This is a genomic window from Belnapia sp. F-4-1 (assembly GCF_000802185.1).
GTDB lineage: Bacteria > Pseudomonadota > Alphaproteobacteria > Acetobacterales > Acetobacteraceae > Belnapia.
The window spans coordinates 39,768-66,370 of sequence record NZ_KN676117.1 but is presented as its reverse complement, the minus strand read 5'-3'; the positions used below and the strand labels follow the sequence as shown (position 1 = coordinate 66,370).

General features: G+C 66.2%; 26 protein-coding genes. 9 read left to right on the top strand and 17 right to left on the bottom strand.

The genetic code is table 11. The features are described from left to right. Together LH62_RS27490 and LH62_RS27485 are read left to right on the top strand one after the other, a co-directional pair. On the top strand, positions 1–426 hold a 426-nt coding region (locus tag LH62_RS27490), incomplete at its 5' end, for a DUF2161 family putative PD-(D/E)XK-type phosphodiesterase (RefSeq protein WP_043367415.1). Positions 427–431: 5 nt separating this feature from the next. Then, positions 432–1,160: a DUF72 domain-containing protein gene (locus LH62_RS27485; protein ID WP_144404766.1), complete on the top strand. Its 729-nt coding sequence runs from the start codon at positions 432–434 to the stop codon at positions 1,158–1,160. 66 nt (positions 1,161–1,226) lie between these two features. Here LH62_RS27485 and LH62_RS27480 read toward each other — a convergent pair whose 3' ends face one another. The 6 genes from LH62_RS27480 to LH62_RS27455 form a co-directional block, all read right to left on the bottom strand. Then, positions 1,227–2,519, bottom strand: a complete 1,293-nt coding sequence (locus LH62_RS27480) for an ATP-dependent helicase (RefSeq protein WP_043367390.1) — start codon at positions 2,517–2,519, stop codon at positions 1,227–1,229. A 27-nt stretch (positions 2,520–2,546) separates the two neighbouring features. Beyond that, positions 2,547–3,299, bottom strand: a complete 753-nt coding sequence (locus tag LH62_RS27475; RefSeq protein WP_043367388.1) for a UvrD-helicase domain-containing protein — start codon at positions 3,297–3,299, stop codon at positions 2,547–2,549. Between the two features lie 23 nt (positions 3,300–3,322). Further along, on the bottom strand, positions 3,323–4,024 hold the full coding sequence (locus LH62_RS27470; RefSeq protein ID WP_043367385.1) for a hypothetical protein: 702 nt from the start codon (positions 4,022–4,024) through the stop codon (positions 3,323–3,325). Between the two features lie 156 nt (positions 4,025–4,180). Further along, positions 4,181–4,591 (bottom strand): putative toxin-antitoxin system toxin component, PIN family, encoded by a 411-nt coding sequence (locus tag LH62_RS27465; protein ID WP_043367384.1) that lies wholly within the window; start codon positions 4,589–4,591, stop codon positions 4,181–4,183. Further along, positions 4,588–4,839 carry a hypothetical protein gene (locus tag LH62_RS27460; protein ID WP_043367383.1) on the bottom strand — a complete coding sequence of 84 codons (252 nt, stop codon included), beginning with the start codon at positions 4,837–4,839 and terminating at the stop codon, positions 4,588–4,590. The genes LH62_RS27465 and LH62_RS27460 overlap by 4 nt, the downstream gene beginning before the upstream one ends. A 1,021-nt stretch (positions 4,840–5,860) precedes the next feature. Continuing rightward, the gene (locus LH62_RS27455) at positions 5,861–6,235 is read right to left on the bottom strand and encodes a hypothetical protein (protein ID WP_144404765.1); all 375 of its coding nucleotides are present in this window, start codon (positions 6,233–6,235) and stop codon (positions 5,861–5,863) included. A gap of 1,371 nt (positions 6,236–7,606) precedes the next feature. Here LH62_RS27455 and LH62_RS27450 point away from each other — a divergent pair. Both LH62_RS27450 and LH62_RS31375 read left to right on the top strand, forming a co-directional pair. Further along, a complete protein-coding gene (locus tag LH62_RS27450) occupies positions 7,607–8,464 on the top strand; it encodes a KilA-N domain-containing protein (protein ID WP_043367381.1) in 858 nt (285 codons plus the stop codon). 962 nt (positions 8,465–9,426) lie between these two features. Further along, positions 9,427–9,588, top strand: coding sequence for a hypothetical protein (locus LH62_RS31375; protein WP_160299920.1), 162 nt, complete (start codon positions 9,427–9,429; stop codon positions 9,586–9,588). A 786-nt stretch (positions 9,589–10,374) separates the two neighbouring features. On the opposite strand, the gene LH62_RS27445 is transcribed toward LH62_RS31375, so the two are convergent. The 5 genes from LH62_RS27445 to LH62_RS27430 form a co-directional block, all read right to left on the bottom strand. Then, positions 10,375–11,202: an IS6 family transposase gene (locus LH62_RS27445; RefSeq protein WP_043367360.1), complete on the bottom strand. Its 828-nt coding sequence runs from the start codon at positions 11,200–11,202 to the stop codon at positions 10,375–10,377. 446 nt (positions 11,203–11,648) lie between these two features. Next, the gene (locus LH62_RS29910) at positions 11,649–13,478 is read right to left on the bottom strand and encodes a peroxidase family protein (protein WP_160299919.1); all 1,830 of its coding nucleotides are present in this window, start codon (positions 13,476–13,478) and stop codon (positions 11,649–11,651) included. Between the two features lie 940 nt (positions 13,479–14,418). After that, positions 14,419–14,583, bottom strand: coding sequence for a hypothetical protein (locus tag LH62_RS31370; protein ID WP_160299918.1), 165 nt, complete (start codon positions 14,581–14,583; stop codon positions 14,419–14,421). 10 nt (positions 14,584–14,593) lie between these two features. Beyond that, positions 14,594–15,166 (bottom strand): hypothetical protein, encoded by a 573-nt coding sequence (locus LH62_RS30850; RefSeq protein ID WP_052215181.1) that lies wholly within the window; start codon positions 15,164–15,166, stop codon positions 14,594–14,596. 60 nt (positions 15,167–15,226) lie between these two features. Beyond that, on the bottom strand, positions 15,227–15,892 hold the full coding sequence (locus LH62_RS27430; protein WP_052215180.1) for a site-specific integrase: 666 nt from the start codon (positions 15,890–15,892) through the stop codon (positions 15,227–15,229). Positions 15,893–16,328: 436 nt separating this feature from the next. On the opposite strand from LH62_RS27430, the gene LH62_RS30845 reads away from it, so the two are divergent. Then, complete coding sequence (locus LH62_RS30845) at positions 16,329–16,637, top strand: hypothetical protein (RefSeq protein WP_144404764.1); 309 nt, start codon at positions 16,329–16,331, stop codon at positions 16,635–16,637. A 133-nt stretch (positions 16,638–16,770) separates the two neighbouring features. Then, on the top strand, positions 16,771–17,061 hold the full coding sequence (locus tag LH62_RS27425) for a hypothetical protein (protein WP_144404763.1): 291 nt from the start codon (positions 16,771–16,773) through the stop codon (positions 17,059–17,061). A gap of 222 nt (positions 17,062–17,283) precedes the next feature. Here LH62_RS27425 and LH62_RS30840 read toward each other — a convergent pair whose 3' ends face one another. The 5 genes from LH62_RS30840 to LH62_RS27400 form a co-directional block, all read right to left on the bottom strand. Next, entirely contained in the window at positions 17,284–17,577 is a 294-nt protein-coding gene (locus LH62_RS30840) for a hypothetical protein (RefSeq protein WP_144404762.1), read from the bottom strand. A gap of 123 nt (positions 17,578–17,700) precedes the next feature. Continuing rightward, positions 17,701–18,539, bottom strand: a protein-coding gene (locus LH62_RS29900; RefSeq protein WP_144404761.1) for an IS5 family transposase whose coding sequence is annotated in 2 segments (ribosomal slippage) — positions 17,701–18,152 and positions 18,152–18,539 — 840 coding nt in all. Because the reading frame shifts where the segments join, the coding sequence is not laid out codon by codon here. Positions 18,540–19,117: 578 nt separating this feature from the next. Then, positions 19,118–19,597 (bottom strand): transposase, encoded by a 480-nt coding sequence (locus LH62_RS30835; protein ID WP_201445684.1) that lies wholly within the window; start codon positions 19,595–19,597, stop codon positions 19,118–19,120. Between the two features lie 57 nt (positions 19,598–19,654). After that, positions 19,655–22,573 carry a PAS domain S-box protein gene (locus LH62_RS27405; RefSeq protein WP_052215176.1) on the bottom strand — a complete coding sequence of 973 codons (2,919 nt, stop codon included), beginning with the start codon at positions 22,571–22,573 and terminating at the stop codon, positions 19,655–19,657. Then, entirely contained in the window at positions 22,566–23,246 is a 681-nt protein-coding gene (locus LH62_RS27400) for a recombinase family protein (protein WP_082012991.1), read from the bottom strand. Before LH62_RS27400 ends, LH62_RS27405 begins: the two co-directional genes overlap by 8 nt. A gap of 161 nt (positions 23,247–23,407) precedes the next feature. Between LH62_RS27400 and LH62_RS30830 the strand changes: the two genes are divergently transcribed. Both LH62_RS30830 and LH62_RS27395 read left to right on the top strand, forming a co-directional pair. After that, the gene (locus tag LH62_RS30830) at positions 23,408–23,578 is read left to right on the top strand and encodes a DUF4158 domain-containing protein (RefSeq protein ID WP_144404760.1); all 171 of its coding nucleotides are present in this window, start codon (positions 23,408–23,410) and stop codon (positions 23,576–23,578) included. A 30-nt stretch (positions 23,579–23,608) separates the two neighbouring features. Further along, entirely contained in the window at positions 23,609–24,436 is an 828-nt protein-coding gene (locus tag LH62_RS27395; RefSeq protein WP_043367375.1) for an IS6 family transposase, read from the top strand. A 38-nt stretch (positions 24,437–24,474) separates the two neighbouring features. Here LH62_RS27395 and LH62_RS27390 read toward each other — a convergent pair. Further along, positions 24,475–25,643, bottom strand: a protein-coding gene (locus tag LH62_RS27390; RefSeq protein ID WP_369796851.1) for an IS3 family transposase whose coding sequence is annotated in 2 segments (ribosomal slippage) — positions 24,475–25,373 and positions 25,373–25,643 — 1,170 coding nt in all. Because the reading frame shifts where the segments join, the coding sequence is not laid out codon by codon here. A 197-nt stretch (positions 25,644–25,840) separates the two neighbouring features. Here LH62_RS27390 and LH62_RS27380 point away from each other — a divergent pair. Further along, positions 25,841–26,197 (top strand): hypothetical protein, encoded by a 357-nt coding sequence (locus LH62_RS27380; RefSeq protein ID WP_043367373.1) that lies wholly within the window; start codon positions 25,841–25,843, stop codon positions 26,195–26,197. Positions 26,198–26,603 lie beyond the last annotated feature (406 nt).

The window sequence follows — 26,603 nt, the reverse complement described above, 5'->3', positions numbered from 1 at the left end:
GGGCTGCTTGCTGTCGATCCTGTCCGCCACATGGTCGAGGTGCTGGCCGAGCCAACGATCTATCGGCCTCGCCCAAACCGCAAGCGCCGCAGCTTGCTGCTCCGCGAGCACCGCCAGCGCCGCGGTGACCCCACCCAGGGCGGCGCCTCGCGTACCCCGATCATGACCGCCTACCGCCAGCAGGCGCTGGCCTGTGCAGCGGCACTGCAGGAGGGGCCTCGCCGGCCGCGCGACATCAAGGCCATCGCGCCCGATGCCGGCCGGATCTTGCTGCGCAACGTGTATGGCTGGTTCGAGCGCGCCGGGCGTGGCGTGTATGGCCTTACCGTCGCAGGCAGTCAGGCCACTCTGCAACAGCAGGCTGCAGAACGCCAAGCGCACCCGGAGACCTCGTTATACTCAGCAACAGGGTGGCTCCGGGAATGACTGTGATGCCGACGAGGCTGCGGGTTGGAACGGCCGGCTGGTCGATCCCGGCAGCGCAGGCTGACCGCTTTCCTCAGGGAGGCAGCCACCTTCAGCGCTATAGCCAACGCCTCCCGGCCGTCGAAATCAACTCGTCCTTCTACCGGCCGCATCGGCCCAGCACCTACGAACGGTGGGCTGCCAGTGTTCCACCGGACTTCCGGTTTGCGGTGAAGGTGCCGAAAGAAGTCACCCACACCCGAAGGCTTGCCAACATCGCGGAGCCGCTGGCGCGGTTCCTGGATGAAGTCCGTCGGCTTGGACCCAAGCTTGGGCCCCTGCTGATCCAGCTCCCGCCCAGCCTGGTCTTTCAGCAAGACCTCGTCGCCGATTGCCTTCGGCATCTGCGCAACAGCTTCGCCGGTGACCTGGCTTGCGAGCCGCGTCACCCAAGCTGGTTCACCGACGAGGTCGATGCGGTGCTGGTTGAGCACCGCGTGGCGCGTGTCGCCGCCGATCCGGCCCCGGTCCCACGTGCGGCCGAGCCGGGCGGATGGCCGGCGCTGACCTACTTCCGGCTGCACGGCTCGCCGCGCATATACTACTCGCCCTATCCGCAGGCCTATCTCGACCGGCTGCGGAGCCGACTCTCCAGCCTCGACGGCGAGGTCTGGTGCATCTTCGACAACACGGCCGAAGGGGCAGCCACCCACGATGCGCTGCTAGTAGCAACCGGAACGTCCCCTCCGGCGTAGGCCATCACCACAGCTACCAGGACCGGCTACATGATGGACCGGGCACGGGCGCCGGCAAGCACGGTATCACCGTGGCGCCTTCGCCGCCTTGCGGGCCGTGAACTCGACGACCAATCGGTCCGTCTCGGCTTGGGAAGGTGGCTTCACCGGCCGAGCTGGCCGACCGGCTGCGGTGCGGCTGGCCGGCCCGGAACCCTTGGCTTGCCAGGACGCCGTGCCGGCCCCGGTCAGCGCCTTCGGGATCTCCGCCAGGAAGCGTGATGGCTTGGCGGCCCAGTCGCGGCGGTGCCGGACCCAACTCAGCCGCAGCGAATGCCGGGCCCGGGTGACGCCGACATAGAAAAGCCGGCGTTCCTCGGCAATCGCGCCCTGCTGCTCCGCCTGCCAGTTTGGCCAGACGCCCTCCTCGAGCCCCGCCAGCAACACATGGTCGAACTCCAACCCCTTGGCCCGGTGCAGCGTCAGCACCTGCACGGCGTCGGCGGGCTCGGCTTCGCCGGGCATGGTACCGAGCGCGGCCCCGTCGCAGTAGGCCGCCACGCTGCCGACTTGCTCCGCCGCCCGCAGCGCGGCCGTCCAGGCATTGCCAAGCCTGCCGTCCGGGCCCAGCCGCTCCGCGAGCTCGCTGGCCTCGGCCGCCAGCCGCAGTGCATCAGCCGGACCGAGCTTCCGGCGAGCCACACCGTCCGCGATCTCGCCGGCCACGCCCAGCACGGCCTCGAGCCCCTGCCGCTCTGCCGGTGTGGCAGGCAGCGTCCCCACGGCCGCGGCTAGGGCGAGACCCCGCTCCGTGGCGTGCTCACGCAACCGCCCGAACACCGTCCCGCCGATGCCGCGCGCCGGAAAGGCGCAAGCCCGGCGGAAGGCATCATCGGCAGCGGGATCCCAGACAGGGGCTCCGGGCTTGCCGCCGCGGCCACGGCTCATCGCCAGCCTTAGCCAGGCTATGACGGCCAGGACCTCCTTCGGCGGCTCGGGCTCCCGGTCGGTCACAAGCCGCATCGGCACGTTCGCTTGGCGCAGGGCGGCCAGAATCGGTTCTGCTACGAAGCCAGCCCGGACCAGCACCGCGCACGCGCGCCAGAGCAGCTCCGGCTGTCGTCGCCGCAGCGCCTGCAGCCAGGTCAAGACACCGCGGCCCTCATCCTCCGCGGTCGGGGCTTCCCAGATGGTGATCGAGGGGCCGGGCGGGGCCTTCGGATCAGCCGGGCGCAGGATCTTCGGCAGCGCCTCCGGGTCTTCCGCGGCGATCGCGTTGGCGGCGCGGAGGATCGTCGGGGTCGACCGGTAGTTAGTCTCGAGCTTGAGGGCAGGGGGAGCGGCCCGGTAGTCCCTCCCGAAGCGCCGGATATGCGTCACGTCGGCGCCGCGCCAGCCATAGATTGCCTACAGGTCGTCGCCCACGGCAAAGACCCGGCCGGGCTTGCCGGCCAGCAGGCGCACCAGCGCATGCTGGGCATGGTTGGTGTCCTGGTACTCGTCGACCAGGATCTCCGCCCAACGCAGGGACCAATGCGCCGCCAGCGCCGGATCGGCCTGCATGGCCGCGACCGGCAGGGCGATCAGGTCGTCGAAGTCCAACGCCTGCCGTCCCGCCAGCACCGACCGGTAAGCCGGAAGCACGGCCGCGGCCTGTGCCAGCACCTCCGGCTCGAACCGACTCAGCGCCGAGGAGCGCGGCAGCCGGCGGGGATCAGTCACCAGTCCATTCTTCAGCAGTGAAACCGCTTCCTGCATCAAGCCGGCCGCCTTCCGGTCCTGGATGCCGGCGGCCTGCATCAGCAGCTCCCGGGCATCGCCCTGGCCCAGGATGGCGAAACCGCGGGGCAGACCGGGAACGCCGGCGCCGTCCTCGATCAGCAGTCGGGCCATGACCGCATGAAAGGTGCCGACCCAGCGCGGTGTCCGCTCCGGCCCGAGGAGAGCCGCAAGCCGGCTCCGCATCTCGCCGGCGGCCTTGGCGGTGAAGGTGATGCAGAGCAGGCGATCTGGCGCCTCGCCGCTCAGGATGAGGTTGGCCACCCGCCGGATCAGCGTCTCGGTTTTGCCCGAGCCGGCACCCGCCAGCACCAGCACGGGCGCCGGCGCGATTGCCGCGGCGCGCTGCGCCGGGTTCAAGGGCGCGAGATGCGCGGACATGGGAGATGTCTCGGCAGGCGTGGCTAGAACAGGGTGGTCTGTGGCCGCTGCGGGTTGCTGGCCGCCGGCTTGCGGCGCGGCAGCGCAGCGGGCAGGGGGGCCGGACGGCTGGGGGTCCCGTCGGGCCCGGCATAGCCGTCATCGGCGATCAGCCGCAGCTGGACCCCGCTGCCGGCGGCCGCCGCGGCCGGCAGCTCCAGTGGCACCGGCCAGAAGCACTCGACCCGGTCCTCGCCGCGCAGCGCCAGGAACACCACCCGGTCCACCCGGCCAGCGCCGTCGGTCTCGACCGCCAGGCGGAAGGCCAGCCCCTCGGCCGCCGCCTCGCCCAGCGCCAGGGAGAGCTGCTGGACCTCGACCTCCTGCCGCTTGAGGGTGCGCTCGGTCGGCTCCTCGGCGGCACCGCGGTAGAAGCGCACGGGCACCCCGTTGCCGTCCCCGCCGATGACGAAGACGAAGTGGGCGCTGTCGTCTAGCACCTCGAGCCAGGGATAGTCGCCCGAGCTGGCGGCCCGCTCCAGCCGGTGCCGACCGAAGGCGAAGGCCCGGCAGCCGACCGACCAGGGGTCATCGCCCAGCTCGTAGCTGGCCATGGCCAGCGCATCGCGCCGGGCATTGGCGAGCATTCTGGCGCAGATCCGCAGCCGCTCTTCGGTCAGCGCGGGATGGAAGTCCCAGGGCAGGCGCGCGGAGGCGGGAAGCGAGGGCAGTTCGGCGTGTTCCATGAGCGGAGCGTACCATAAGCGGGACCACGACGGCCGCTACCCGCTGCCATTACCATGTCTATTGCGGCGGTCATGCTGAAGCGCCTTGGCCGCGTTCCTCGCATGGGAGCGACAGCGTCGGGCAGGGCAGGGGAGCCGATATCCGGACGGATCAGGTCATGCGCCTCTAGTGACATCCGCAAGGTAGTCCACCGGCCGCAGGATCCGCACGCCACGCCAAGGGTGCAGCACGAGCAGGTCGGCATCGCCGCTGACGATGACCCAGGCGCCGGACGCGAGGGCGAGTTCAAGGTACTTGTTGTCCTTCGCATCACGGCAGTCTGCCACGCGCTCAGACGGGGTGAACCACACCGCACCGCCGCGCAGGACATCGAGGATGCGCGTCCGCCGCGCCGCCGAGACGGCCGTTGCGAAGCGCGGCCGATCGAGCACGCTGGCGATTTCGGCGTCGACCTCGGATGAGAGGGCGAAGACGTCAGTCTCCTCTGCGCGCAGCAGCGCCCGCTCGGGTACGCTGTCCTCACGTAGCGCGGCACTCACCACGGCCGAGGCGTCGAAGACGATCACGCCGAGGGGCTGTCGCGGCGCTCCGCATTGTAGGCTGCGAGCTCGGCATCAATGTCGGTGTCCGTCAGGCCGGCGGCGCGCCCCTCGGCCTTGGCCGCGGTGATCGCCTGCGCCAGCTCGCTCGGGTCGGGCCGTGGGTTGAGCACTCGGCTTACCAAGCGGCCCATGGCGGCACGCGTGCGCGGGTCGCCGAGGGCCGCAGCAGCACCGGGCTCGACTTCAATTGTTACGGGGACGGTATCGGGCATGAGGGCGCCTCCTGACGGGAGCTTATCCAGGTGCACGGTCCCGAGACAAGCAAGCCACGGATGATACTTGCCAAGTGCGGAGCGACTGTGGGCACTATGAAACCGCCCAGGGCTTCCTTGTGCACCTGCGCTGGCAGGGACAGGCATTGTCGGGTGAACGAAAGATCTGGCTGCTCATGGCAGTCGGAGGATGTGAGTTCATCCGGATCGTAAGATCTTGCCAACTCCAGCAACGAAGCTTCGCTTTGGCCCCTGGGCTGACGCGCAAGCAGGATGGGGCCTCGAAAAGCCCCTGCTCGCCTTGGTCGCTGGTATGGCCGGGGGCGAACGAGCACCGTCACATGATCTCCGCGGGTCTTGGGGTTGTCCCAAGGCGGCCGACCGGGTGACCCCGGCCAGAAAGTTCCGCGATGCCAGCAATCAGACGTGGCTCCGCCGGCTCCATGCCGTCACGCTGAACAGATTTCCCCTCAAAAGGGAGCCTCTCCCCGCCGTCCACCACCTTTCCATCCGTCAGCATAAAATGCTATCTCTGTCAAGCTACAAGTTCATCGCCGCAACGTCGGTCACGACTCCACTCTGGAACTCAGGCAGGCCAGCGCAGCTGCCTCCGCGGGACGCAACAGGATGTGGTGGACAGCACCCGCGATTTTGACGTGTTCCGCCAACCCAAAGTCAGTCCATGAACACTCACCTTGGGTTGGGTACCGCCTCATCACCCCCGCGCTCGCGGGACGCAATAAGGCTTGGTCGGGCAGCGCATGCGTTTTCGAATATGTTCCGATGTTGCAGTAAATTTTGCCCGATTTTTCGCACTTTCGAGGTTCTCTGGTGGTTTTGGCCGACACCAAGAGACTGCTAGCCGTAGCGCCGGGCAGATTCGGAAGCGTGGGCCCGTTCATGACTTTTGAATTAGCGCTGCCTCTGGCTCCTCGCGCACCGGCTTATGCGCATGCGAGGTCCAGCCCCGGCGTATCGGGGGCTAGAGGGCAGGGGGCAGCCTGGATCCGATACGGGGCAGTCAGCCTGCGGCAATGCTGCGCACGAGCTTTGACGCTTTCGAAAGCGCTGCCACCATGCCGCCTTCGGCCCTTACGGCGGCCAACGCCTGCGCCCGGCGCTCAGCCGCCAGGGCATCGCCTGCGACTGGCTCAGACAGGGCAACCTTGAGGATCGCGGCCAGCTCGTCAAAGCGCCGCTGCTTGGCGTCACGCCGATCAGCTCGGGTCTGGCGCCCGGAACCGCCGGCGGGTGTTCCCGCACCTCCCAGCCCATCGTCAGCTTCGGCTTCAGCCTGCCGTGCGGTGTGGGGATCGCCCGTGTCATGGCGATCGCCCGCCGGATCGCGCTGCCAGCCGAAGCGCCTGGCCTTCTCCCGGATGGTGCTCTCGTCCACCGCATAGATCCTGGCCAGGCTTCGTGTGGCGATCCCGGCTTGGTACCTAATCCGAAGATCGGCCCATTGCAGAGTGGAGAGAGCCATTGGCGGTCGGTCCCTGGGCATCGGCGAGCGGACAGGAGACGGATACTATCGCAATCCATGGCGGTAGTGCTGCGGCTTGCTGAGGCTGCTGCCCTTGTCGTTGGGGCCGTGAGACAAGGCCCGGAACCACGCTGACAGAGTGGTACCTGCCCCAGCCGGGCAAGCCGCGTACCGCCCATCACCATCACCGACTTGTCGGTCGCGTCAGATGGGGGAACCGAACCTGGCTATCCGCCCGGGCTCTGAAAGCCGGGCTCGAGCCTTACCTGACCGTGGAAGGTAGGAGGCCTGCGCTGTCGGGCGGACCGGGGCCTGCTGTTTGACAACCGGGGCAATAGGGCTGGAGACGGCCGTCACTGGCATCGTGCCGTCGTACTGCACGTGAAAGCGGCCGGTACGCAGGGGGTACGCAGCATTTTCCTCGCGCGCGGGGGCGGTGCGTACCCGTGGCGCTGGCTCTGTCCAAGGCGGCCGGCAAGCCGCCTTTCGCCAGCCGGATGGACTGACGAGCTCCTCAGCCACCCGCCGCGGAAGAAACCCAAGGTGCGCAGGGGATGGGGAGGTGCGCAGGGGGTGCGCACCATTTCCCTCGCGCGCGGGGAGGGTGCGAACCTGGGCTGCGCCCTTCCGTCGTGGCTTTGCGTCAGCATGACGGGCGCCATCCCGGGCCGAACGGGCCTCAGCGGCAGGCATTCCCGTCCATGCAAATATGCCTTCTTTTCGTTGCGACATTGAAAATAAATGGTGGCAACCCCATCTGTGGTGGACGAGAGGCAAGGCCCCGCCGGCACCCTCGCTCCCCTGGCAGCATCGCGCATCATCCATTCCCGAGGGTCGAGCACAAGCCGGCCGGCTATGGGTTGTCCCGATGCATTCCAGCGGATGCCCGGCAGCCATCCCGCGCCGCCCCTGATGGGGCTCAGGGTCGGGTCATCGGCCTCTCGTCCCTCTGGTCCTCACTGCCAGGCCGATTGCCCTGGTGCTGCCCTCAGCGCCATGGCCGCCCGCCGCCGCGCATCCGGCACTGAGCCGGCCGCTTCTGCGAACCCTCCCTTGCCAGCGGTGGCATGGGGGCAGCGACGACCAGCGGTAACCGAGACTGCCAGCCATCCGCTGGCATACAGCCGCCTGCCGCGCCATGCCGGCGCCGGATCCGTTGGGCCGGCCGCGGTCTCGCACCCGGCCAGCCCAGCGCCCACCCCAGCCCCTCCAACCCGTCTCGGCAGCTCCGAGCCGACCGTCGCGGCCCCTTGAGCAAGGCCGGAACCCCGTGTTGGAGATCGCATGACCCCCATCAACACCCTCAGCTACCACGGCACGCCGATCCGCCTCCGCGGCGCCATGCTCAGCCTGACCGACATGTGGCAGGCGGCAGGGCGGCCGGACAACCGGCGTCCGACCGACTGGCTGATCCTCGATGAGACCCAGCGCTTTCGCGCGCATGCCAGGGTCCATTGGACCGAATTCGAAGACCCGGCCGTCGATAATGCCGTCCTGGACGGCATTATCCGCACCGACCACGACGGCTTCGTCGCCACGCTCCGTGGTCGCCACGGCGGGACCTGGGCGCATTGGCAGCTCGCGCTGTCCTATGCCCGCTACCTCTCGCCGCAGTTCCATCTCTGGTGCAACACGGTCGTCCGCGCCGCCATCGAGCGGCGCGCCGGCCTTCCCGCCGCGGGCCAAGACCCGCTGCTGGTGCACCTCGCCCAGCAGTTCCAGCAGCTGCATCGCCGCATCGACACACTCGAGCGGCATAACGCTGACCTGATGTTCCTCGTGCTCTCCGCACAGGAAGTGGTGCTGGGAAACCGACTGGAGTTCACGGATCTCGGCAGAAGCCTCATCGCCAAGGCGGTGGCGGCCGAACCCTTCGGTGGCCAATGTCCCTGCTGCCGCGCAGTGCCCGTTCTCACCACAGCAGGCCGGACGGTGCTTGGCGCCGAGTATGACCACTTCTTCCATCGCGGGCTGAACAAGCCCGAGCATGGTTGGCTGGTCTGCACCGCGTGCCATGCCGAGCTGACCTATGGCGGATACCTTGTTCGCTTTGCCCGTATCCCCGAGTTCCGCGCCTTCCAGGCCGCGGTGCTCGAGCAACGGCGCAAGGCGCAAGCCCGCGCCGGCACCCCGCCGGCGTAGTCGTGCCTATCCGATAACCCAGGCCTTCCCTAGCGGAAAGCCGCAGAGCCCCATGGCCTCACACCGAGGCCATGGGGCTTTTTGCATTCTCAGACGCGATTGGCCAAGCATCCCGGTGCTGCTGGGACCGCCCATCGAGACCGCTGCCGGGGACGTGGAGCAGCTGCGGCCGATGCCGATATCCGACCCGCTCACTCAGACCGCCGCCCGGACGGTGCTCCTGACCGCCGCACTGCCGCGACGCACGGCAGGGTCGGGCTAGCAGAGACCATGCCCTCGCTGTCTCGGCGAAGCAGCGCCCCGCGGTGTCGGGAAATGCATTGGGCCAAAGCTGCTCCCGACGGCAGCGTGGTCAAAGGCTGACAGGCAAACTGCCCAACACCGGACTTCAAATTCAAATTTGAATCCGCCGCTCCTAATGATACCCCCAGACTTCGTCGGTTCATTTTCGTTCCAGCACCGTCGGGCAACGAGGGCAGGGGATGCCAAGGATACCGCGTGAGGAGCATGCGACGATCGTCCGCAGGGTCGATGTCGAGGGACACAAGGTGGCCGAGGTCGCCGCGGCCTATGGCTGCACGCCCGCCAACATCTACGCCATCCTGAGCAAGCTGCGCCGCCAGACCGCTGGCGAGGCCGCTCCAGCCCCGGCACCGCCAGGGCCAGTCACAGCTGACGCTGATGCCGCGCCCGTGGCGGAGCGGGCTACCACGGCCGACCTCTTCGCTGCCCCGCCCGCGAGACCGCCGGAACCCGTGCCTTCGCTCCCGCTGGCGTCGAATGCGCCAGATTTGCCTCCAACTGAGCCGGAGAGGCCACCACCAACCTCGCCAAGCGAGCCTGCCCGCACAGAGCCAAAGCCAAGAGCCGTCCCTCCCGGTCGGGCTGCACGGACTGCGGCGTCAAAGCCGGCCGCACCGGTGTCACCACCGCGGGCGAGCAAGGCTGGGTACGCCCTGCTGATGCGGACCAGCGACGGCGAGGAAGCGGTGAACCCCTTCCGCTCGCTTGAGGAGTTGCTGTCCGCGGCCAAGTCCCTCCTGCGGACCGCCGCGCGCAGCCCCGAGCCGATCTGGTTTTCGATCCAGCAAGTGGATCTCGATACCCTTGGCGACGAGATTTGATGCTGCCGCCTGGATAAGTTTGATTCCATCCACGAAGATGCATGGGAGCGCATGAGGTGACGTCGGCGGAGCTAAGGTGATCCCCGTCCGTCGGACAGCGCGACGGCCTGGATAAGCTCGGTTCTGGTTTCCGTCAGGCCAACACGATGGCCGCCACCGTTACGCTGGTGGCCTCCCACACCACGTCTGGGGGCACGACCTCCCGCAGCCTATGAATTTACGAGTAACCTTGAGGCCGGGGTAGGTCGCGCTCGACGTCGAATTCCGCAATGTGACTTTGTGCAACTCAGTCAAACCGGCAATTGGACCTGCAGCGCGAGCGCTAAGCCTTGCCCCTTCAGTTGTGCCGCTTGCCGAACGGTACCGTCAAGTTATCGGCGCAAGGCTGACCGAGTTGGTTGGCCGAGGACCGATGCGGATTGGAGTCTAGGCTGCAGCGGTGACCTTGCTGACGTCGGTCCATGCTTGGAACGCACGCGCCCTTGCGGCGCGATACTCGCTGGCGGTGACGTGGTCGCGGCGGAGATGAAAAAGGTTGGCGATCTGATCGTGGGCGGAGAGGAAACGCTGTGCCTGCCGGGTTTTGTCAGGGCTCGCGCCAGCGGGGCCGTTTCGCCGGCCAGGGCGGGGCTGGTAGGCTCCGGGACTATCGGAGCGGAAAGTAGTAATGGAGTGTGTGGCCTGTGGCTCTGCTGCTGTGACGGAGCGGCCGGAGCGTACCGCTCGAGGCGGATCCGTCAGCGCTCGCGCCAAGCTTGGCGACGAGAGGTGCCGGCAAAACTTGTCCTATGCTGCTGTGAGGATGGCGAGCGCAGCTGCGGCACGACGCATGTGCACCAGGCGATGGCGGCGGGCAGGGATGTGTTGGTTGTGGCGGGTACGAGAGCGGAGGAAGTTTCGGAGTTCGTCATAGCTTCGGCAGAAGCGCCTCGCTGACCTGAAGCTTTTGAAGCCCCGCATACATCGCGTGCGGCCTTTAACGCCGCGGTGGTCTTGCTCCAGGCTATTGTTCTTGAAGGCGTTGGTCCGGTGTACGATGTGCCGGCCGAGTGTCGAGCGGATCGCCCGCGGGTAGGAGCCATGACCATCGGTGGTGACGCGTTCGGGCGTGTTGCCAGTGGCAGCTTTGGCCGAGCGGAAGAAGGCCTGCGCTGCTGCCATGTCGCGGTGCTCGCTCAGCATGGTATCGACAAGGTGGCCGTCGCGATCAATAGCCCGATACAGATAGGCCCAGCGGCCGCGAACCCTCAAATATGTCTCGTCAACATGCCAGTGCCGGCCGCGGGTGCCGCCCTTGCCGTGCCGGCGTCGGCGGAGTTCGCCAGCTAGGACCGGCGCGAGCTTCGCCTCCCAGTCGCGGACGGCTTCGTGGCTGAAGATGATGCCGCGCTGGAGGAACATCTCGGCCAGGTCACGCAGGGTCAGGCGGTAGCGCAGTCGCCACAGCACCACGAGGGCGATAACATCGGATGGGTACTGGGCGTGGTTCAGCGGCCCGCCGCTGCGCTCGTTGTACTGCTTGCCGCAATCGCGGCAGCGGAACCGGCGGTAGCCTCGAGCGGTACGCTCCGGCCGCTCCGTCACAGCAGCAGAGCCACAGGCCACACACTCCATTACTACTTTCCGCTCCGATAGTCCCGGAGCCTACCAGCCCCGCCCTGGCCGGCGAAACGGCCCCGCTGGCGCGAGCCCTGACAAAACCGCCGCAACGATGCCCGACCTCGGGCTGGAGGCAGCGGCCGCGCTCGTGACCTTCGCCTCCGCCCTGCTTGCCTCTGCAATAGGGCCGCTCCTAGCATCCGCAGAGGACGACATGGCGGAGATCATTCTCGTCGCCAGCCGCGTCGCATAAGCGTATCGCTTGCCCTCTCGGGCAATACCTCCGGCTCCGCTCCGTCGCCGGCGGAGGTGCTCAAGCTCCGGGTACTGCTCAGCCGTAGCCGACACTGATGATACGAAAGCGTCGGCTGAGTTCCAGGATGTCGTCCTCGATGGCCTGGAAGTCAGTCTTACTGCCAGGCGTCGTCAGCACAAGGTGCTTGGCTGCCCAAGCTTTCGGCTCAGACGAAGATGAAGTCGCCCGGGCCTAGTTCGTCGGGACGGATCCCCGAAAGCTCTATGCGGTAGTACCCAAGCCGCAACACGGTGTCGTCCACGCCGCCACGGATATCCAGATCTGCGAAGCCTTTGCCGTTGCCTACGTTGAGCTGCAGGTGATCGTGCCCCGGTTGGAAGTCAACAACCGTCGCCTTGGTAGGTCCATCCAGTACGAAGCGGTCGTTACCCTCCCCGCCTCTCAATGTTTGACGTCCTCGCCCCGCAACCAGGATGTCATCCTGCATGCCACCAGTAAGTTCGTCACGCCCGTTGCTGCCGACCACCAGCTGCGGCAGATCCGGATGCTCAGGTGCTACGTCGCTGCCACGGCGTTCAACGAAGGTGAAGATATCATCCTGGATGTTCTTCGTATCTGTGTTGCGCAGGATGATGTCGGAAAGAGTTGTACGCTCGATCTCAGATAGGGTCCTGGCGTCAAACCCTTGAGCCTGAAACCAGAGACGATCACCATCCCTCAGTGCCTCAAACTGATCGGCAACAATGGCCCGAAACGTCTCGCCAAGGAACGCTCCTGGGGCAAGAGACTCAGACAGTCCTCCGGTCCAGAGGTCAATTTTGTCCACCGTTACAAAGGCCTTCCGCAACGCGTCAACGGTGGCTGAATCTTGAGTGATGTCCTCAAACTCATCATACGGGGTAAGACCGAGGGCTGTTCGGGTTTGGTTAAGCGTTCCGATGCCTACATCGCGTCCCCGCTGTATATTGATAGCGGCGAGATCCTGCCCGACGTCAGCGTCCACCAAGAAATTCCGCAAATCATCGACAATCCGTGCGTCCATGGCCTGAGCCAAGTCCGCACCTAAGTGGCGGAGGAACCCGTCGGCGCCGCTGTCTGTGATGAAGGCCGCAGGTGGCATAAAGAAGACGTCGCGCAGTTCCAGATCGGCGCCTGCTACCTCACCTCGTTCATCTTTGCGTTCGGTTTCGGCCGAGACGGTCGAGTGGCCCCAACGGTAGGCAGCGCCAGCGAACTCTACGCTAAGCCGCGGATCCACGGCTGGATTGTAGCCGGAGTAGTCAGCGATGGCGTCCGGCCCGACGAGATGTGGCAGAAACTCCTCGTAGGTGATATGCGCAATCTCCGCTGCAACGATCGCTCGCGCCTGCTCGTATAGCTCGTCCCCGGTCAAGCAGGGTTTGGCTGCGTGTAGCCGTTCAACCTGCCAGTTGTGCTCACGCACAAACAACGTATGAAGCGCTGTCAATGCGGGATTTTCTGCGGCGCGTACGTCACCAGCCAGAAACTGGCCACCGACAATGGGGAGGTTATCGCCATCTGATGTTTTCATGCGCCCGTTAGCCAGGCGCAGGCTTGCCGCGGTCGCTGTATCGGAGCCGTAAACCATAGAGGCGTCGAGCCATCCGGTGACGGCATTGAGTGGCGTTGCAGGGTTCTCCGGGCCGGTTCCGCTTGTGGGATGCGTGACCGCACGGCTCAACAGAATCTTAGTGCCATCTGGGAAGTCGGCATCGCCCTGTGGCACCGCGATATCGATGCGGGTTACACGATCAGAGGGCGTGCGGGTGATGTCATGGTCGATAAATTGGCCCCAGGCATACATCATACCCGAGAGGCCCTGACCATTCGGTGTCGCCGCCTCTCCCTCACCGACGACGACATTGCTAATCATGCGTGGATTCGGCCCGTCCACCATCTCATGGACACCGTCCGTATAGCGCGCCGGCCCAATGCGGACGAACGCGGAGCCAGAGGCGTTCAGGTCACTTTGAGTGAGGCTGTTGTTTGAGCCATCTGCCGTCCGGAACTCCATCACACGGCCTCCTTTGGCCATAGGCAAGAGTCAGCGATCGGCCCCAACCGATAGTCGGCGGCCATTGCTTTTTAACCTGATGAAGGTTTCGCCGCGCACCTTGCGCGCAGCCTGCGCTAAGCGTTCAGCAGCGCGGATGCCACAACGGAGATCTGTAGAGTGGTTGCCCCAGCTGGATATAAGCCATTGCACCGCAAGGCGGCTGGGATGTCATTAACCTCGCTGACAGCGTCCTTAAATTCCGCCGTAATTTATTCCTCGACAACGATGTCTCGCTTGGCGACCTGCACCTTGCGTATACAAGCACACGAAGCATTGCCGCCGACGAGGAAGTAGTGATAATCCGCCTTACGTTACTGCGCCAACGCACCGTGGAAACGTCCAACCTCAAATCATACCTGACCTTTTGCGACTGCGAGTTCTCTGCTTGCGGTGCCAACTTCCACGAGGACCGTGTCACGCTTTCGCCCAAATGCGGCACGCTCATACTGGAGGCACAGAACGGACCCGTCACTATCGCACAAGTGTCGGTCGCCACCATCCTTGGTTCTGCTAGCGCGTGAGGCGAATTCATGTTCAGCCCCTCCTCGACCGTAAGCCGATGCGCGAAGGCGTACAAACGTTCCAGCGAACAATCTCGCCGGCTCTTATTCTTAATTATCAACGTTTTACCTACCAAGAAAATGGCGCAACATTTTCTTACGCGCAAGGGGAATCTAAGAGTAAGTAACGAGCGTTTTATACAGCCTCTTTGTCTCGCGACTTCGACATGAGTGGCGGGTTCCAGATAACAGCAATACTTGGATCAATAAACCTGTGCGCGGATGCAATTCGGAATTTGCGCTCCGCTGGCATAAATTCGCGTACGACCTCCCAGCGATGTCTAACAAGGACCAGCGTAGCGGTATTCAGTTAATCCCATGTGCTGTGACGTAGTGCGTTACGCCTGCCACAGCTCCGCCCTCTCGAAAATGCTGGTGAACTGCTCCGGCTCGGTCACCGACCGCCCAATCGCCATGATCAGCGCAACCGCGGCGTCGCTGTTGCCGACCGCGGCAGGACCAGCATCGAGGAATGCCGCGGCGCTGTCCGCCTCACGGTTCATCGTAGTGCGGCTACATCACCAGCCGCAGACTGAGCCATCGCTCGCGCAACTGCCGGAGCGCCATCCGGGACGTCCAATCTGCCGACCAGAAGCCCAGCCAGAGCAAGCCGGGGTCTCGCTTCGGCAACTGGCCGCGCTTCGGGGCCGGCAACTCGACTACATGCCGCAGCGCCTTGGTCGTCCCCCGTGGGGTCCACAACCAAGCCCGCGCCTCTGAATGCTCCGGCCCGAGCCGGAGCATCGCCTCCGGCACCAGCAGCCGGTGCAGGCCGAGCGGGCAGGCCCGGCTCTCGCCCGATCGCTCAGCCACCAGCCGCAGCCGCTCCTCGGCTGCGGCCCGCAGGTGGCCGGCCAGGATGCGGGCGCCCTCGAGGCTTAGGGTGCGGGTGAGCGGCGGCGGGGGCGCGACCAGGAGGTGAAACCAGTCTTCCTCGGCGCGGCGCGGGCTGTGCTGCCAGGGGATGACTCCAGCCCCAACGGCGGCGTGGCGGAAGGCCGCGACCTCGGCCACATCGCCGGTGATCCGAAGGTGTTGGTAGAGCCAGTCGGTATGCGCCGGTGCCAGCACCTCGGCGAGCGGCACACTCCCCTCCCCGGCCCCGCCGCCCGACCCCGGCAACCTCTTCCTTATCTTGGACCCTGGTCACAGGTCGAGCAGCTCGCTGGCGCTCTCGGTGACGAGCTTGGCCCAGCGGACATAGCCTCGCATGGTCTTGAGGTCGCGGTGGCGGGTGTGGTCCATCACCTGCTCGTCGCGGGCGCCGGCCATGTAGGCCTCGGTGACGAAGCCCGCCCGCAGCCCGTGCGGCGACAGCCGCTCGGTGCTGTGCACCGTGATCCCCGCCGCCTTGGCCCGGCCCTTGAGGATGGTGCGGACGGCTTCGCCGCTGGGTCGGGCATGCTCGATGTTGCCCCAGCGGTCGACCTTCCGGAACACCGGGCCGTAGTCACAGGCCGAGGCGGCCAGCCAGGCCTCAAGCGTCCGCACCGGACAAGTCTTACGCCGCTTGCCGCGGGTGATGCCGAGCTCGGTGCCCCTCCCTTCCTGGTCGGTCTTGGAGGAGGGCAAGGTCAGGCGAAGGCCCTCGCCGGTGAAGCGCAGATGCTCGCGGTCGATGCCGACCAACTCGGAGCGGCGCAGCGCTCCGGCAAAGCCCAGCAGCAGCAGGACGCGATCGCGGAGCCCGGTCAGGTCACCGCCGCAGGCGACGACCAGCTTACGCAACTCGGTCGAAGTCAGCGCCGCGGCCTGGCGGCGACGGCCGCGGGCTTGGCCGGCAGCGGGGAGCAGCCCGTCTCGCCGCACCATCCGCAGAAATGCGCTCAGTCGGCGGCGGGAGCGAGGCCCCTGCCCGGCTCGGGCACTACCGCCGGCAGCCCGGTTGAGGCCCCCGCCGCACTTTCAGCTTCGCTCATGGTCCCCCTGTCCGCCCCCGGTCAGGCCTGGAAACTGTCGGTTATTCGGGATTGTGGCAAGCTCCTCATCACTTGCGGTAAGGAAGACTTATCGCAAGTTAGAGGCGGATCAGACGGCACATGGAACGCCCTGACCACATGTGGAATGCTCGCAAACTAGCTCAGCAAGGGCGACGTTAGCAGGGCTGCGATCCTTGTTTCCTCCGGAAACTCAGGCCGCTCGCTTTCGTGAGCGGCCCCTTCTTTGCGCACATGCTGATTGCGGCAGGGTCGGCTGACCTGCGGTAGGAGTGGGAGTGCCGCAGGTGGTCTGAAGTTAGGAATTGGTCATGCCAGCCGAAAAACTGTCCCGACAACAGCGCGAGCGTCTTGCAGATCCGGTGACCTGGACCGCCATGGAAGCCGCCTCAGGCGCGGGGCGTGCTAGGTTCGATTATCAGTTGAAAACCATATTCGCTGAAATGGCCTCACTTCTTGCCGCGCAGCAGGGCGGCACCCTGGCTGCGCTCGATGAGGTGCGCCTGATGACACTCAATATGGAATTCGCCCGGCTATCGGCCGAAGAAGCAGATTTCGTGCAGGCTGCGCTTGTCACTCGCCTTGGCCCGCCGGATGGCAGCGAGATGGTAGATCCATAGCTGGGCTGCCTCAGCTCTTCTCCCCAGCCGACAAGGCTCGCAGCACCGCCCTGCACATCACTATCGGAAACCCTCGATCTCCATTGCTCGTAGTGGGCTGGTGCCGGCTGCTGCGGCGACCGACATCCACAATATGAGCCTGCCACCCGACCAAATGCCGCTCGCGAAGCCGAAGATCTCATCCGAGGAGCGCCGGCGCCGGCGCCGGACGGCCGATCAGCTGACCATGATCCGGTTGAAGATGGCAATTGGCCGTGTGTTGGATGAGCGAAGCATCACCGCACCCGCCGAGGTCGCCGCTGCGCTCGGGATGCCAGCGGCCGAGGCGACCAAGCTGCTAACCCGGCATCGATGGCGCGAGGGCGCCGTCGAACGCCTTGAGGCTGCGGCGGCGCGGCTGGGGGTGAGGCTGCCGGAAGCATAAAGGGACGATTGACCGCGAGCTAGACACCGCTGCTGGTGGCGCCGGAAGCGGCTGGGTGGCGGCATGAGCCCGCGCCCCTTCTGCGCCGGCGGCAAGCCTCCGTTGACCAAGCCTCAGCGGCTTCCCGCCGAAGCTCTTGCCGAACCGGCGGGAGCCCCGACCGCAGCCCCGTTACAGCACGTGCAGCCAGCGAACCAGGTCAAGACTGTCGGCACCTGACAGCTAGCGTTCGAGCTTTTGCGCAATCGCTCGCCGTCGCACTGCGTGACGCATCTCGCAAGCAACCTGTAACCGGGCTGCGAGATCATCAGTTCGGTGTAGGCCTCCTAGAAACGCAAGACGGATGGTTTCGTAATCCTCAGCAGTGAAGACGCCGAGTGCAACCGCTTGGTGAGCGGCGGCCTCGATCTCAATACGCTGAGATTTCGCCATGAGCCTGATGTCGGCACACAGATCGGTCAGTCGGTCCAACTCGACATTGAGACTGCCATCACCTGAAACGATGCTGTCGTTCATGGCTTTTCTACCTGCTCTCACGCCGCTTAGCCGTCGACGCCTCCAGCCAACGCTTCGTGCAACCCTTCCGCTATTTTTGTTGCAAGTGGGTAGTTCGTACTGTGCCTTAGAGTCCGTCCGGGATCATGTGGTTTTCTGACATAGCCTTCGGAACATGCGACGGACGGAAGCCCAGCGCAGGAAGGCAAGCGCGCGACGGTTCAGGCACTCCCAATCCTTGGCCAATCGTCGGCAGCGATTGAGCCAGGCGATGGAGCGCTCGACAATCCACCGCTTCGGCAGCACGACGAACTTGCGCAACTCGGACCGCTTGACGATCTCGAGGTTGATCTGGCGACAAGTCGTGCGCAGTCCGGCCTGGAAGTTGGCGCCCTGGTACCCGCCGTCGGCGTAGAGCTTCAGCAGGAAGGGGTAGAGGCCGAACAGCGAGCCCATCAGCAGCACGCCACCATCGCGGTCCTGGATGTCGGCGGCGTGGATGATGGCCTGCATCAGCAGACCTTGGGTGTCGACCAGGACGTGCCGCTTCTTGCCTTTGATCTTCTTGCCCGCGTCGTAGCCCGAGGGGTCGATGCAGCGCCCCCTTTTTCCGCACTCTTCACGCTCTGGCTATCGATGATTGCCGCCGTCGGGCTGGCCTCGCGTCCAGCCTGCTCCCGGCACAGCACGTAGAGCGCGTAGTGGATGCGGTCGAGCGTCCGGTCCTCATCCCAGCGCCGGAGGTAGTCGTTCACCGTGCTCCGCGGCGGCAGGTCTTTCGGCAGCGCCGCCCATTGGCAGCCGGTGCTCAGGATGTACATCACCCCATTCAGCACCGCGCGCACGTCGATCGTCCGCTTGTTGCCGCCGCCCTTCGCACCCGGGATCAAAGGGCTGATCATCGACCACTCCTCGTCGGTCAGATCACTCGGGTAGCGGAGCTTGCTGCGGTCGTATTTCGGCCGGTTCTCGGGTGTCCACATGCACGCTCTTCTTCCGGCCATCGCCGTTAAGAGCCAATCACAACCGATTCAGATCATTCAATCTGTTCCCGGATGGACACTTAGGGACATACCCGGCTGGCGTCTCGGCCTAATGTCCGACCGTCTTTTACCGTATAGCCATGAAGCTGTGGTGCGCGCAGACATCCTCATCGTTCGGGCCGATGCTTCCCAGCAGCCGGCAACTAAGAGAGGCCAGCGCTCCCGTCCCCCGCTAGGAGCTTGTGCTTTGGCCTCCCCTGCTGCTCTCCCATCCGATCTGCGCAACCGCCTGCTGCTGGCCTTGCCGCCGAAAACCATGGACGAGCTTTGGCCCCAGCTGGAGCTGGTCGATCGCTGTAATGCTCCTATAATGGTCAAGACACCGCTGGTGCTGAGTGTTGAGCGTTTAATGGGCGGCAGAGATAGCCAAAGATCTCACGGACCACGAAGCGCTTGAGGCAGCGGATGATCTCGGGTTTGCTCTTTCCCTCAGCGGTGCGTCGCTTGACGTAGTCAAGGGTCGGCAGGTGAGCGCGCATGCGCACGATGACCACACGGTAGAGGGCGGCATTGGCCTGTTAGTTGCCGCCGCGGTTGAGCCGGTGGCGGCTGATCTTGCCGCTGGAGGCCGGAACCGGGCAGACGCCGCATAGCTTAGCCAAGGCCGCCTCAGAGTGGATGCGCTCGCGGTTGTCGCCGACAAGCAGCAGCATCTCGGCGGCGGTGCCCGCGCCCATGCTGTGCGCCTGGACCAGCTCGGGGGCGAGTTGGCCTGTCAGCTGCTCGAGATGAGCGTCATGGGCTTTGACTTCTACGTCGAGGGCCAGCCAGCGCCGGGCAATCGCCCGCAGGCTGGTTCTGGCCGAGGCCGTTGTTGAGGTGAGCGGGCCTGGGCGCAGGGCGGCAAGGTGGCGGAGGAGCATCATCTTGCCGCTGAGGTGGTCGAGCTGTTCGCGCAGCGCCGAGGGTGCGCTGACGATCATGGCTTTGAGCGTCTGCATGGCCTGGCTCCGGGCTTTCACCGCGGTGTCGCGGGCCACTTTGAGGTGGTGGATCATCTCGATCGCATTCGTGCCGTACCAGGGGTCGCTGCACGGACTGTCCAAAACTGCATGTTAAGCATCGGGGATCCTCTTGTTTGCCTTCGGCACCTTTTCCAGGAGCGTCCCCACCCGCCTCACCAGGGTGTCGAGCTCGAAGGGCTTGCCAATAACCTCGACGCCCGGCGGCAGCGGGGTTCCGGCGTAGCCGGTGATGAACAGCACTGGCAGCCCCGGTTGCCGCTCGCGCGCCACCTCGGCCACCTGCCGCCCGTTCATGCCGTTCGGCAACCCGACGTCGGTGACCAGCAGGTCCGGCCGGGCTGAGGCCAGGACCCGCAGCGCCTCCGGCCCGTCTGCCGCCTCCAGCACCACGTGGCCCATGTCGCGGAGCCGGTCGGCGGCCGGGTGGCGCACGCCCTCCTCGTCGTCCACCAGCAGCACCGTGGCCTGCGAGGCGGCATGCGGAGGAGGCGGCTCGTCCCGCGCCTCGGCCTCCGCGGCGACATCGTGCAGCGGCAGCAGCAGCCGCACCGTCGTGCCCGCTCCTGGCGCGCTCTCGATCCGCACCAGCCCGCCCGACTGCCGCACAAAGCCGTAAATCTGGCTCAGTCCGAGCCCCGTCCCCTCGCCCAACGGCTTGGTGGTGAAGAACGGCTCGAAGACGCGCTCCAGCACCTCGAGCGGCATGCCGGTGCCGGTGTCCGCAACGGAGAGCGCCACGTAACGGCCCGGCTCCGCCTCCTCCCTCCGGAGGTCCGCGGCCGAGAGGTCCACATCCGCCGTGCCGATCGTCAGCCGGCCGCCCTGAGGCATGGCGTCGCGCGCGTTGATGCAGAGGTTCAGCAGCGCGCTCTCCAGCTCGTTCGGGTCGCACAGCACGCTGCCCGCGCCATCCCGCAGCCGCAGCTCCACCCCGACCGCGGGGCCCATCGTGCGGCGGATGAGGTCGGCCATGCCTGCGACCAGCCCGTCCGCGTCCACCGCCTTGCGGTCCAGCCGCTGCCGCCGTGCGAAGGCCAACAGGCGCCGCGTCAGCCCCGCCGCCCGGCCGACCGCCGTGCGCGAGGCGTCGAGGTAGCGCCCGGCCTCCGGGGAGCGACCCTCCTCGATGCGCCGCCGCGCCATGTCGAGACCGCCAGCGACGCCCTGGAGCATGTTGTTAAAATCATGCGCGATGCCGCCAGTGAGCTGGCCCACCGCCTCCATCTTCTGCGCCTGGCGCAGCGTCTCCTCGGCGGCCGTCAGTTCCGCCGTGCGCGCGGCCACCAGAGCCTCCAACTCCTCGCGGCCGCGGGCCAGCACCTCGCGGGCGCGCACCATGTCCTCGATGTCGGTGCAGGTGCCGAACCAGCGGGCGACCCGGCCCCGCGGGTGCTCCTCGTCCGGGGCGTCGCGCACCGGCACTCCGCGGGCGATGAACCAGCGGTAGGTGCCGTCCGCGCCGCGGAAGCGGCACTCGACGTCGTAGTCCTCGCCGGTCCGCAAGCTGCGCCCCCAGCGCTCCTGCGTGCGCGCCAAATCGTCGGGGTGGATGACTTCCGTCCGGCCTTGGGCCTCGGTCTGCTCGCGGGACAGGCCGGTGTACTCGTACCAGCGCCGGTTGTAGTAGTTGTGGTGCCCGTCAGGGCGAGCGGTCCAGGCGATCTGCGGCGCCGCGTCCACCATGGCGAGCAGGCGCGCCTCGCTCTCGCGCAGCCGCGCTTCGGCCTCCTTGAGATCGGTGACGTCGTGCCCGACGCCGCCGATCCGGCGCACGCGCCCCCCCTCGTCCACCAGGGGGAAGTCGGTGTCGCGGAGCCAGCGGACTCCGCCGTCCGACGCTCGCCGGATCCGGTATTCGAAGGTGACGCGCTCGCCCGCGCGCACGCGAGCGATGTTACTGAGGGCGTGGTCCCGGTCCTCCGGGAGGATCAGCTCCAGCCAGGTCGCCAGCGTGTCGCCGCTCAGGGCCCGGTCCACCATCATGCCATAGATCCGCTCGAAGGCGGGGGTCAGGTACTCCCACTGCAGCGTCTCCGCATCCCTGATCCAGAGCACGTCGAGGGAGGCGTCCCCGAACTGCCGGAGCAGCTCCTCGCTCTCGCGCAGCGCCTCCTCGGCCCTGCGTCGCTCGGTGACGTCCTGGCCGATCTTCAGGAAGCCGTGGACTTCGCCCTCCTTGCCATGCAGTGCGATGACGCTGCCATCGGTGAACACCCGTGCCCCGTCCTTGCGCAGGTGCCAGCGCCGGTTCGGCGCGGTTCCCTCCCGACGGGCCGTCTCGAACTCATCCTCGTCGACATGCGCCGCCCGGTTTTCCGGCGTGAAGATGATGCTGCTGGACTGCCCGACCGCCTCCTCCGCCGTCCAGCCGAAGACCGCCTCCGCGCCACGGAACCAGTCGGTGATGCGATACTCGGCATCACAAACGAAGATCGCGTAGTCGCGTGCGCCCTCGACGACGAGGCGGAACCGCTCCTCGGTGGCCCGTAGCCGGTGAACCTTGTGCAGGCGGTCGATCACCGGGCCGAGGATTGTGGTGTAGGTGCGGAGGAACTGGATCTCATCCTCGCCAAAGTCGCGCGGCTCAGTGGCGTCCACCTGCAGCAATCCATAGGCTTTGCCGCCCGGCAGGAAGACCGGCACGTTCACGAGCGCGACCACGCCGGCGTCCTTCAGGAAGTCGGGTATCTCGAACCGATCCTCCTTGCTGATGTCGCGGGTGATGACAGGCTCGCCGGCCTCGATCGAGAAGGTCTCCGAGGAATGCTCGCTCATCTCCAGGCGAAGCCTGCCGATGAGGTCCGGCTTCCAGCCGACGCCTGCCCGGAGCAGCAGGGTCCGATTGGCGTGCTCGATCTCGAGGATCTTGGAGCGTTCCGTCCCGAGCGCCTCGCCCACGAGGCGGCAGGCCTCCGTGAGGATCTCGTCGAGATCCTCGCTGCGCAGGGCGAGTTCGCCGAAGTCGGCCAGCGCCTTCTGGCGGCTGATCATCTGCCCGAAGTCAGACATAGCGTTCGCCGCCTTCCCGCCCGGGCGTACTCGCCGGCGGGCCCTGATCTCGGTCCATGTGGCGATGCCGCAGCAGCCTTTCGCCGTCGGGCCGGAGCCGACCCTCGGGATCGACGTGGCGGTAGAGCGTCTGGCGGGTGACGCCGAGTTCGGCGCAAAGCTCACCCACGCCGGTGTCCCGCCGACCCATCGCGACCTGAGCGAACCGCAGCTTGGCCGGCGTCATCTTGTACGGTCGCCCCCCGTGGCGACCTCGCGCACGCGCGGAAGCCAGGCCAGCCTTAGTCCGCTCGACGATCAGCTCGCGCTCGAACTCGGCCAACGCCGCGAATACGCCGAACATCAGCCGGCCGTTCGGAGTAGTAGTGTCGATGGTCGCCCCCTCGCCGGCGAGGACACGCAGCCCCACGCCACGCCCGGTCAGCTCGTGCGCGAGGGTGACCAGGTGCCGCAGGTCGCGCCCGAGCCGGTCGAGCTTCCAGGAGACCAGAGTGTCGCCGCGACGGAGGCTCTTTAGGCACGCCTCCAGCCCAGGCCGGTCGTCACGCTTGCCCGAGGCGCGATCCTCGTAGAGGCGCACCGAGTCCACTCCGGCGGCGAGTAGCGCGTCACGCTGCAGATCCAGCACCTGACTGCCATCTGCCTTGCTCACGCGCATGTAGCCGATCAGCATGAGAACCTCCGCTCCACAAACGGCCGGATGCGTGACGACGGTCGGGCACCGCTTCCCGACGCCGCCGGTTCGTCACAGAACCCGTCACCAGCGCAAAGCGCCGCAAATGGTCGGAGCACGATTGCGTGACGCCGCCGTGACGGCCTTCCGGAGCCGATGCCATGCCCCACCGCACTTTGCTGTCCGCCGAGCCGCGCTCGCGCCTGTTCGGCATCCCGACCGAGCGCGCCGAGATGGCCCGGCACTACATCCTGGACGCGGCGGACCTCGCGCTGGTTTTGTCAGGGCTCGCGCCAGCGGGGCCGTTAGGCTGGCCGGTGCGGGGCCGATAGGCTCCGGAGCCAGAGAAGCGGGAAGTGGGGATGGAGTGTGTAGCCTGCGGCTCTGCCGCCGTGACGGAACGGCCAGAGCGTACCGCCCGGGGCTACCGTCGGTTCCGCTGCCGAGACTGCGGCAAGCAGTACAACGAGCGCAGCGGCGGGCCGCTGAACCACTCCCAGTACCCATCGGACGTCATCGCGCTGGTGGTGCTGTGGCGGCTGCGCTACCGCCTGACCTTGCGCGACCTGGCCGAGATGTTCCTACAGCGCGACCTCGTGTTCAGCCATGAAGCTGTCCGCGACTGGGAGGCGAAGCTCGCGCCGGTACTGGCTGGCGAACTCCGCCGCCGCCGGCACGGTAAGGTCGGCACCTGTGGTCGGCCCTGGCACGTTGACGAGACGTATTTGAAGGTTCGCGGCCGCTGGGCGTATCTGTATCGGGCCATTGACTGCGATGGCAACCTTGTCGACACCATGCTGAGCGAGCACCGCGACATGGCAGCAGCGCAGGCCTTCTTCCGCTCGGCCAAGGCTGCCACTGGTATCACGCCCGAACGCGTCACCACCGATGGTCATGGCTCCTACCCGCGGGCAATCCGCTCCATGCTCGGCCGCCGGGTCGTACACCGGACCAGCGCCTTCAAGAACAATCGACTGGAGCAAGACCACCGGGGTGTGAAAAGCCGCACGCGATGTATGCGGGGCTTCAAAAGTTTCAACTTAGCGGAGCGCTTCTGCCGAAGCTACGACGAACTCCGCAACTTTCTCCGCTCTTGTGCCCGCCACAACCAGCACGTCCCCGCCCACCGCCGTCGCCTGCTCCACCTCCGTCGTGTCACCACCGCGCTCGCCGTTCTGAGTGCCGCATAGCTGGTGACCAGCCCCCACGAGTAGGTCCGGGCGGATTTTTAGTGGATCATGGCGGCGGCTTGGCCTGAGCTGGAGGATGGTGGGCCAGCGGAGGGCGGCGGAGTTGATGTCAGGAGCACCTCCGGAGCAGGCGGCCGGTAGCGGAGTGAGGAGTGTGGGCGGACGGTGTTGTAGTGCCTGCGCCACTGCTCGATGAGGACACTGGCTTCGGCGAGCGTGTTGAGTACCTCCGCATTGAGCAGTTCGTCGCGCAGCTTGCCGTTGAAGCTCTCCACGTAGCCGTTCTCCCAGGGGCTGCCGGGCTCGATGAATGCTGTCTTCGCGCCGACGCCGCTGATCCAACGCCGCACGGCTGTGGCTGCAAACTCGGGTCCATTGTCCGAACGAACATGGCCTGGGATGCCACGCAGGATGAACAGGTCGGACAGGACGTCGATGACGTCGGCTGCCCTGAGCTGGCGCCCAACCCTGATCGCCAGGCATTCGCGGGTGAACTCGTCGACCACGTTCAGCATCCGGAACCGGCGTCCCTCCCGGATACGGTCCTCGACGAAGTCATACGCCCAGACGTGATTGGGACGCTCAGGCCGGAGCCGCACGCAGGAGCCGTCGTTCAGCCAGAGCCGCCCCCTCTTGGGCTGCCGGGCAGGCACCTTCAGCCCCTCCGCCCGCCAGATCCGCTCCACCCGCTTGTGGTTGCACCGCCAGCCCTCAGCCCGCAGCAGGGCTGCGATCCGGCGATAGCCATACCGGCCATACTGCCGGGCCAGATCTACAATGCTCTTCCTCAGCGCCGCTTCGTCGTCGGCCACCCTCGGCACGCCGCGCTGCACCGAGCGATGCTGCCCCAGCACACGGCAGGCAAACCGTTCCGCGACGCCCAGCTTGCCCCTGACATGCTCGACGCAGCCCCGACAACGTGCGGCGCCTACCAGTTTCCCGAAGCAGCTTCCTTCAACACCAGCTTCTCGAGCGTCAGATCCGCCACCGCCTTGCGGAGGCTGCCGTTCTCCTGCTCGAGCTGCTTCAGGCGTTTCACCTGATCCAGCTTCAAGCCGCCATACTCGCTCCGCCACCGATAGTAGCTCTGCTCCGTCACCCCGATCGTGCGCACCGCCTCGGACGCCGTCTTTCCTTGCGCCAGCAACACCTCGACCTGCCGCAGCTTGGCAACAATCTCCTCCGGCTTGTGGTGCTTCCTTGCCATCTCAAACCCTCCGCGCCTCGCCAGCCTCACATTACCGGCGGATCGCTTCTACGGGGTCGGGTCACTGTCGCGCGCCTCTGAGCAAACACCTACGGCACATGGTTGGTTAGCCCTGGTCGCCTTACTGCGAACACTGCCGCGCCACGCCATCGCCGCAGCACCGTGTTCTCCTGCAGAGGAATGAGGAGGACACGGTTATGTACGGCGAACTGATCATGGTCTTCCCGGAGCCGGCTCCCTACGAGGAGGTGCTTGTGACCTATCCGGAGCCCGTCTACGCCGAGCCAGAAATCTGGATTGGCCCCTTCGCACCCGTTTACGTCGAACCGGTCTATGACCCCTACGCACCCATCTACGTCGAACCGGTCTATGACCCCTACGCACCCATCTACGTCGAACCGGTCTATGACCCCTACGCGCCTATCTACATCGAGGCGGTCTATGACCCCTATGCACCCGTTTACGTCGAACCGGTCTATGACCCCTACGCGCCCGTCTACATCGAACCGGTCTATGACCCCTACGCACCTATCTACGTCGAGCCGCTCATCTAAGCGGCAGCTGATCCTTCCATTGGTTCTGCGAGAACCCGACCACGTGGATGTGTTTCCCGCGCATGAGAGGATGAGCCGGAGCTTGATGGTTGGCCGCATAAGGTGCGACATGGAAACGCCATGTGAGCGATTAGCCATACCTTAGGCTGAAGAAGCGGTCCTTATCGCATGTGTGGATGCCTCCTGCGGGTCAAGGCGAATCAGCGACGCAGGCATCGAGAGCACGGGTGCGGTCATGTGTCCGGCCTCGTATGCGGCCGGCTTGGCCGCGGGCCCTGATGAGCTGCGCGGAACGAGGGGCAATCATGCGAGCGCGCTCGGGAGCGCATTGCGATAAACGGCCTGTCTCGTCACCGGCTCACCGGTCTCTCGCTGTCATCGTCGCTTCAGCACCTTGGCCCTCGCC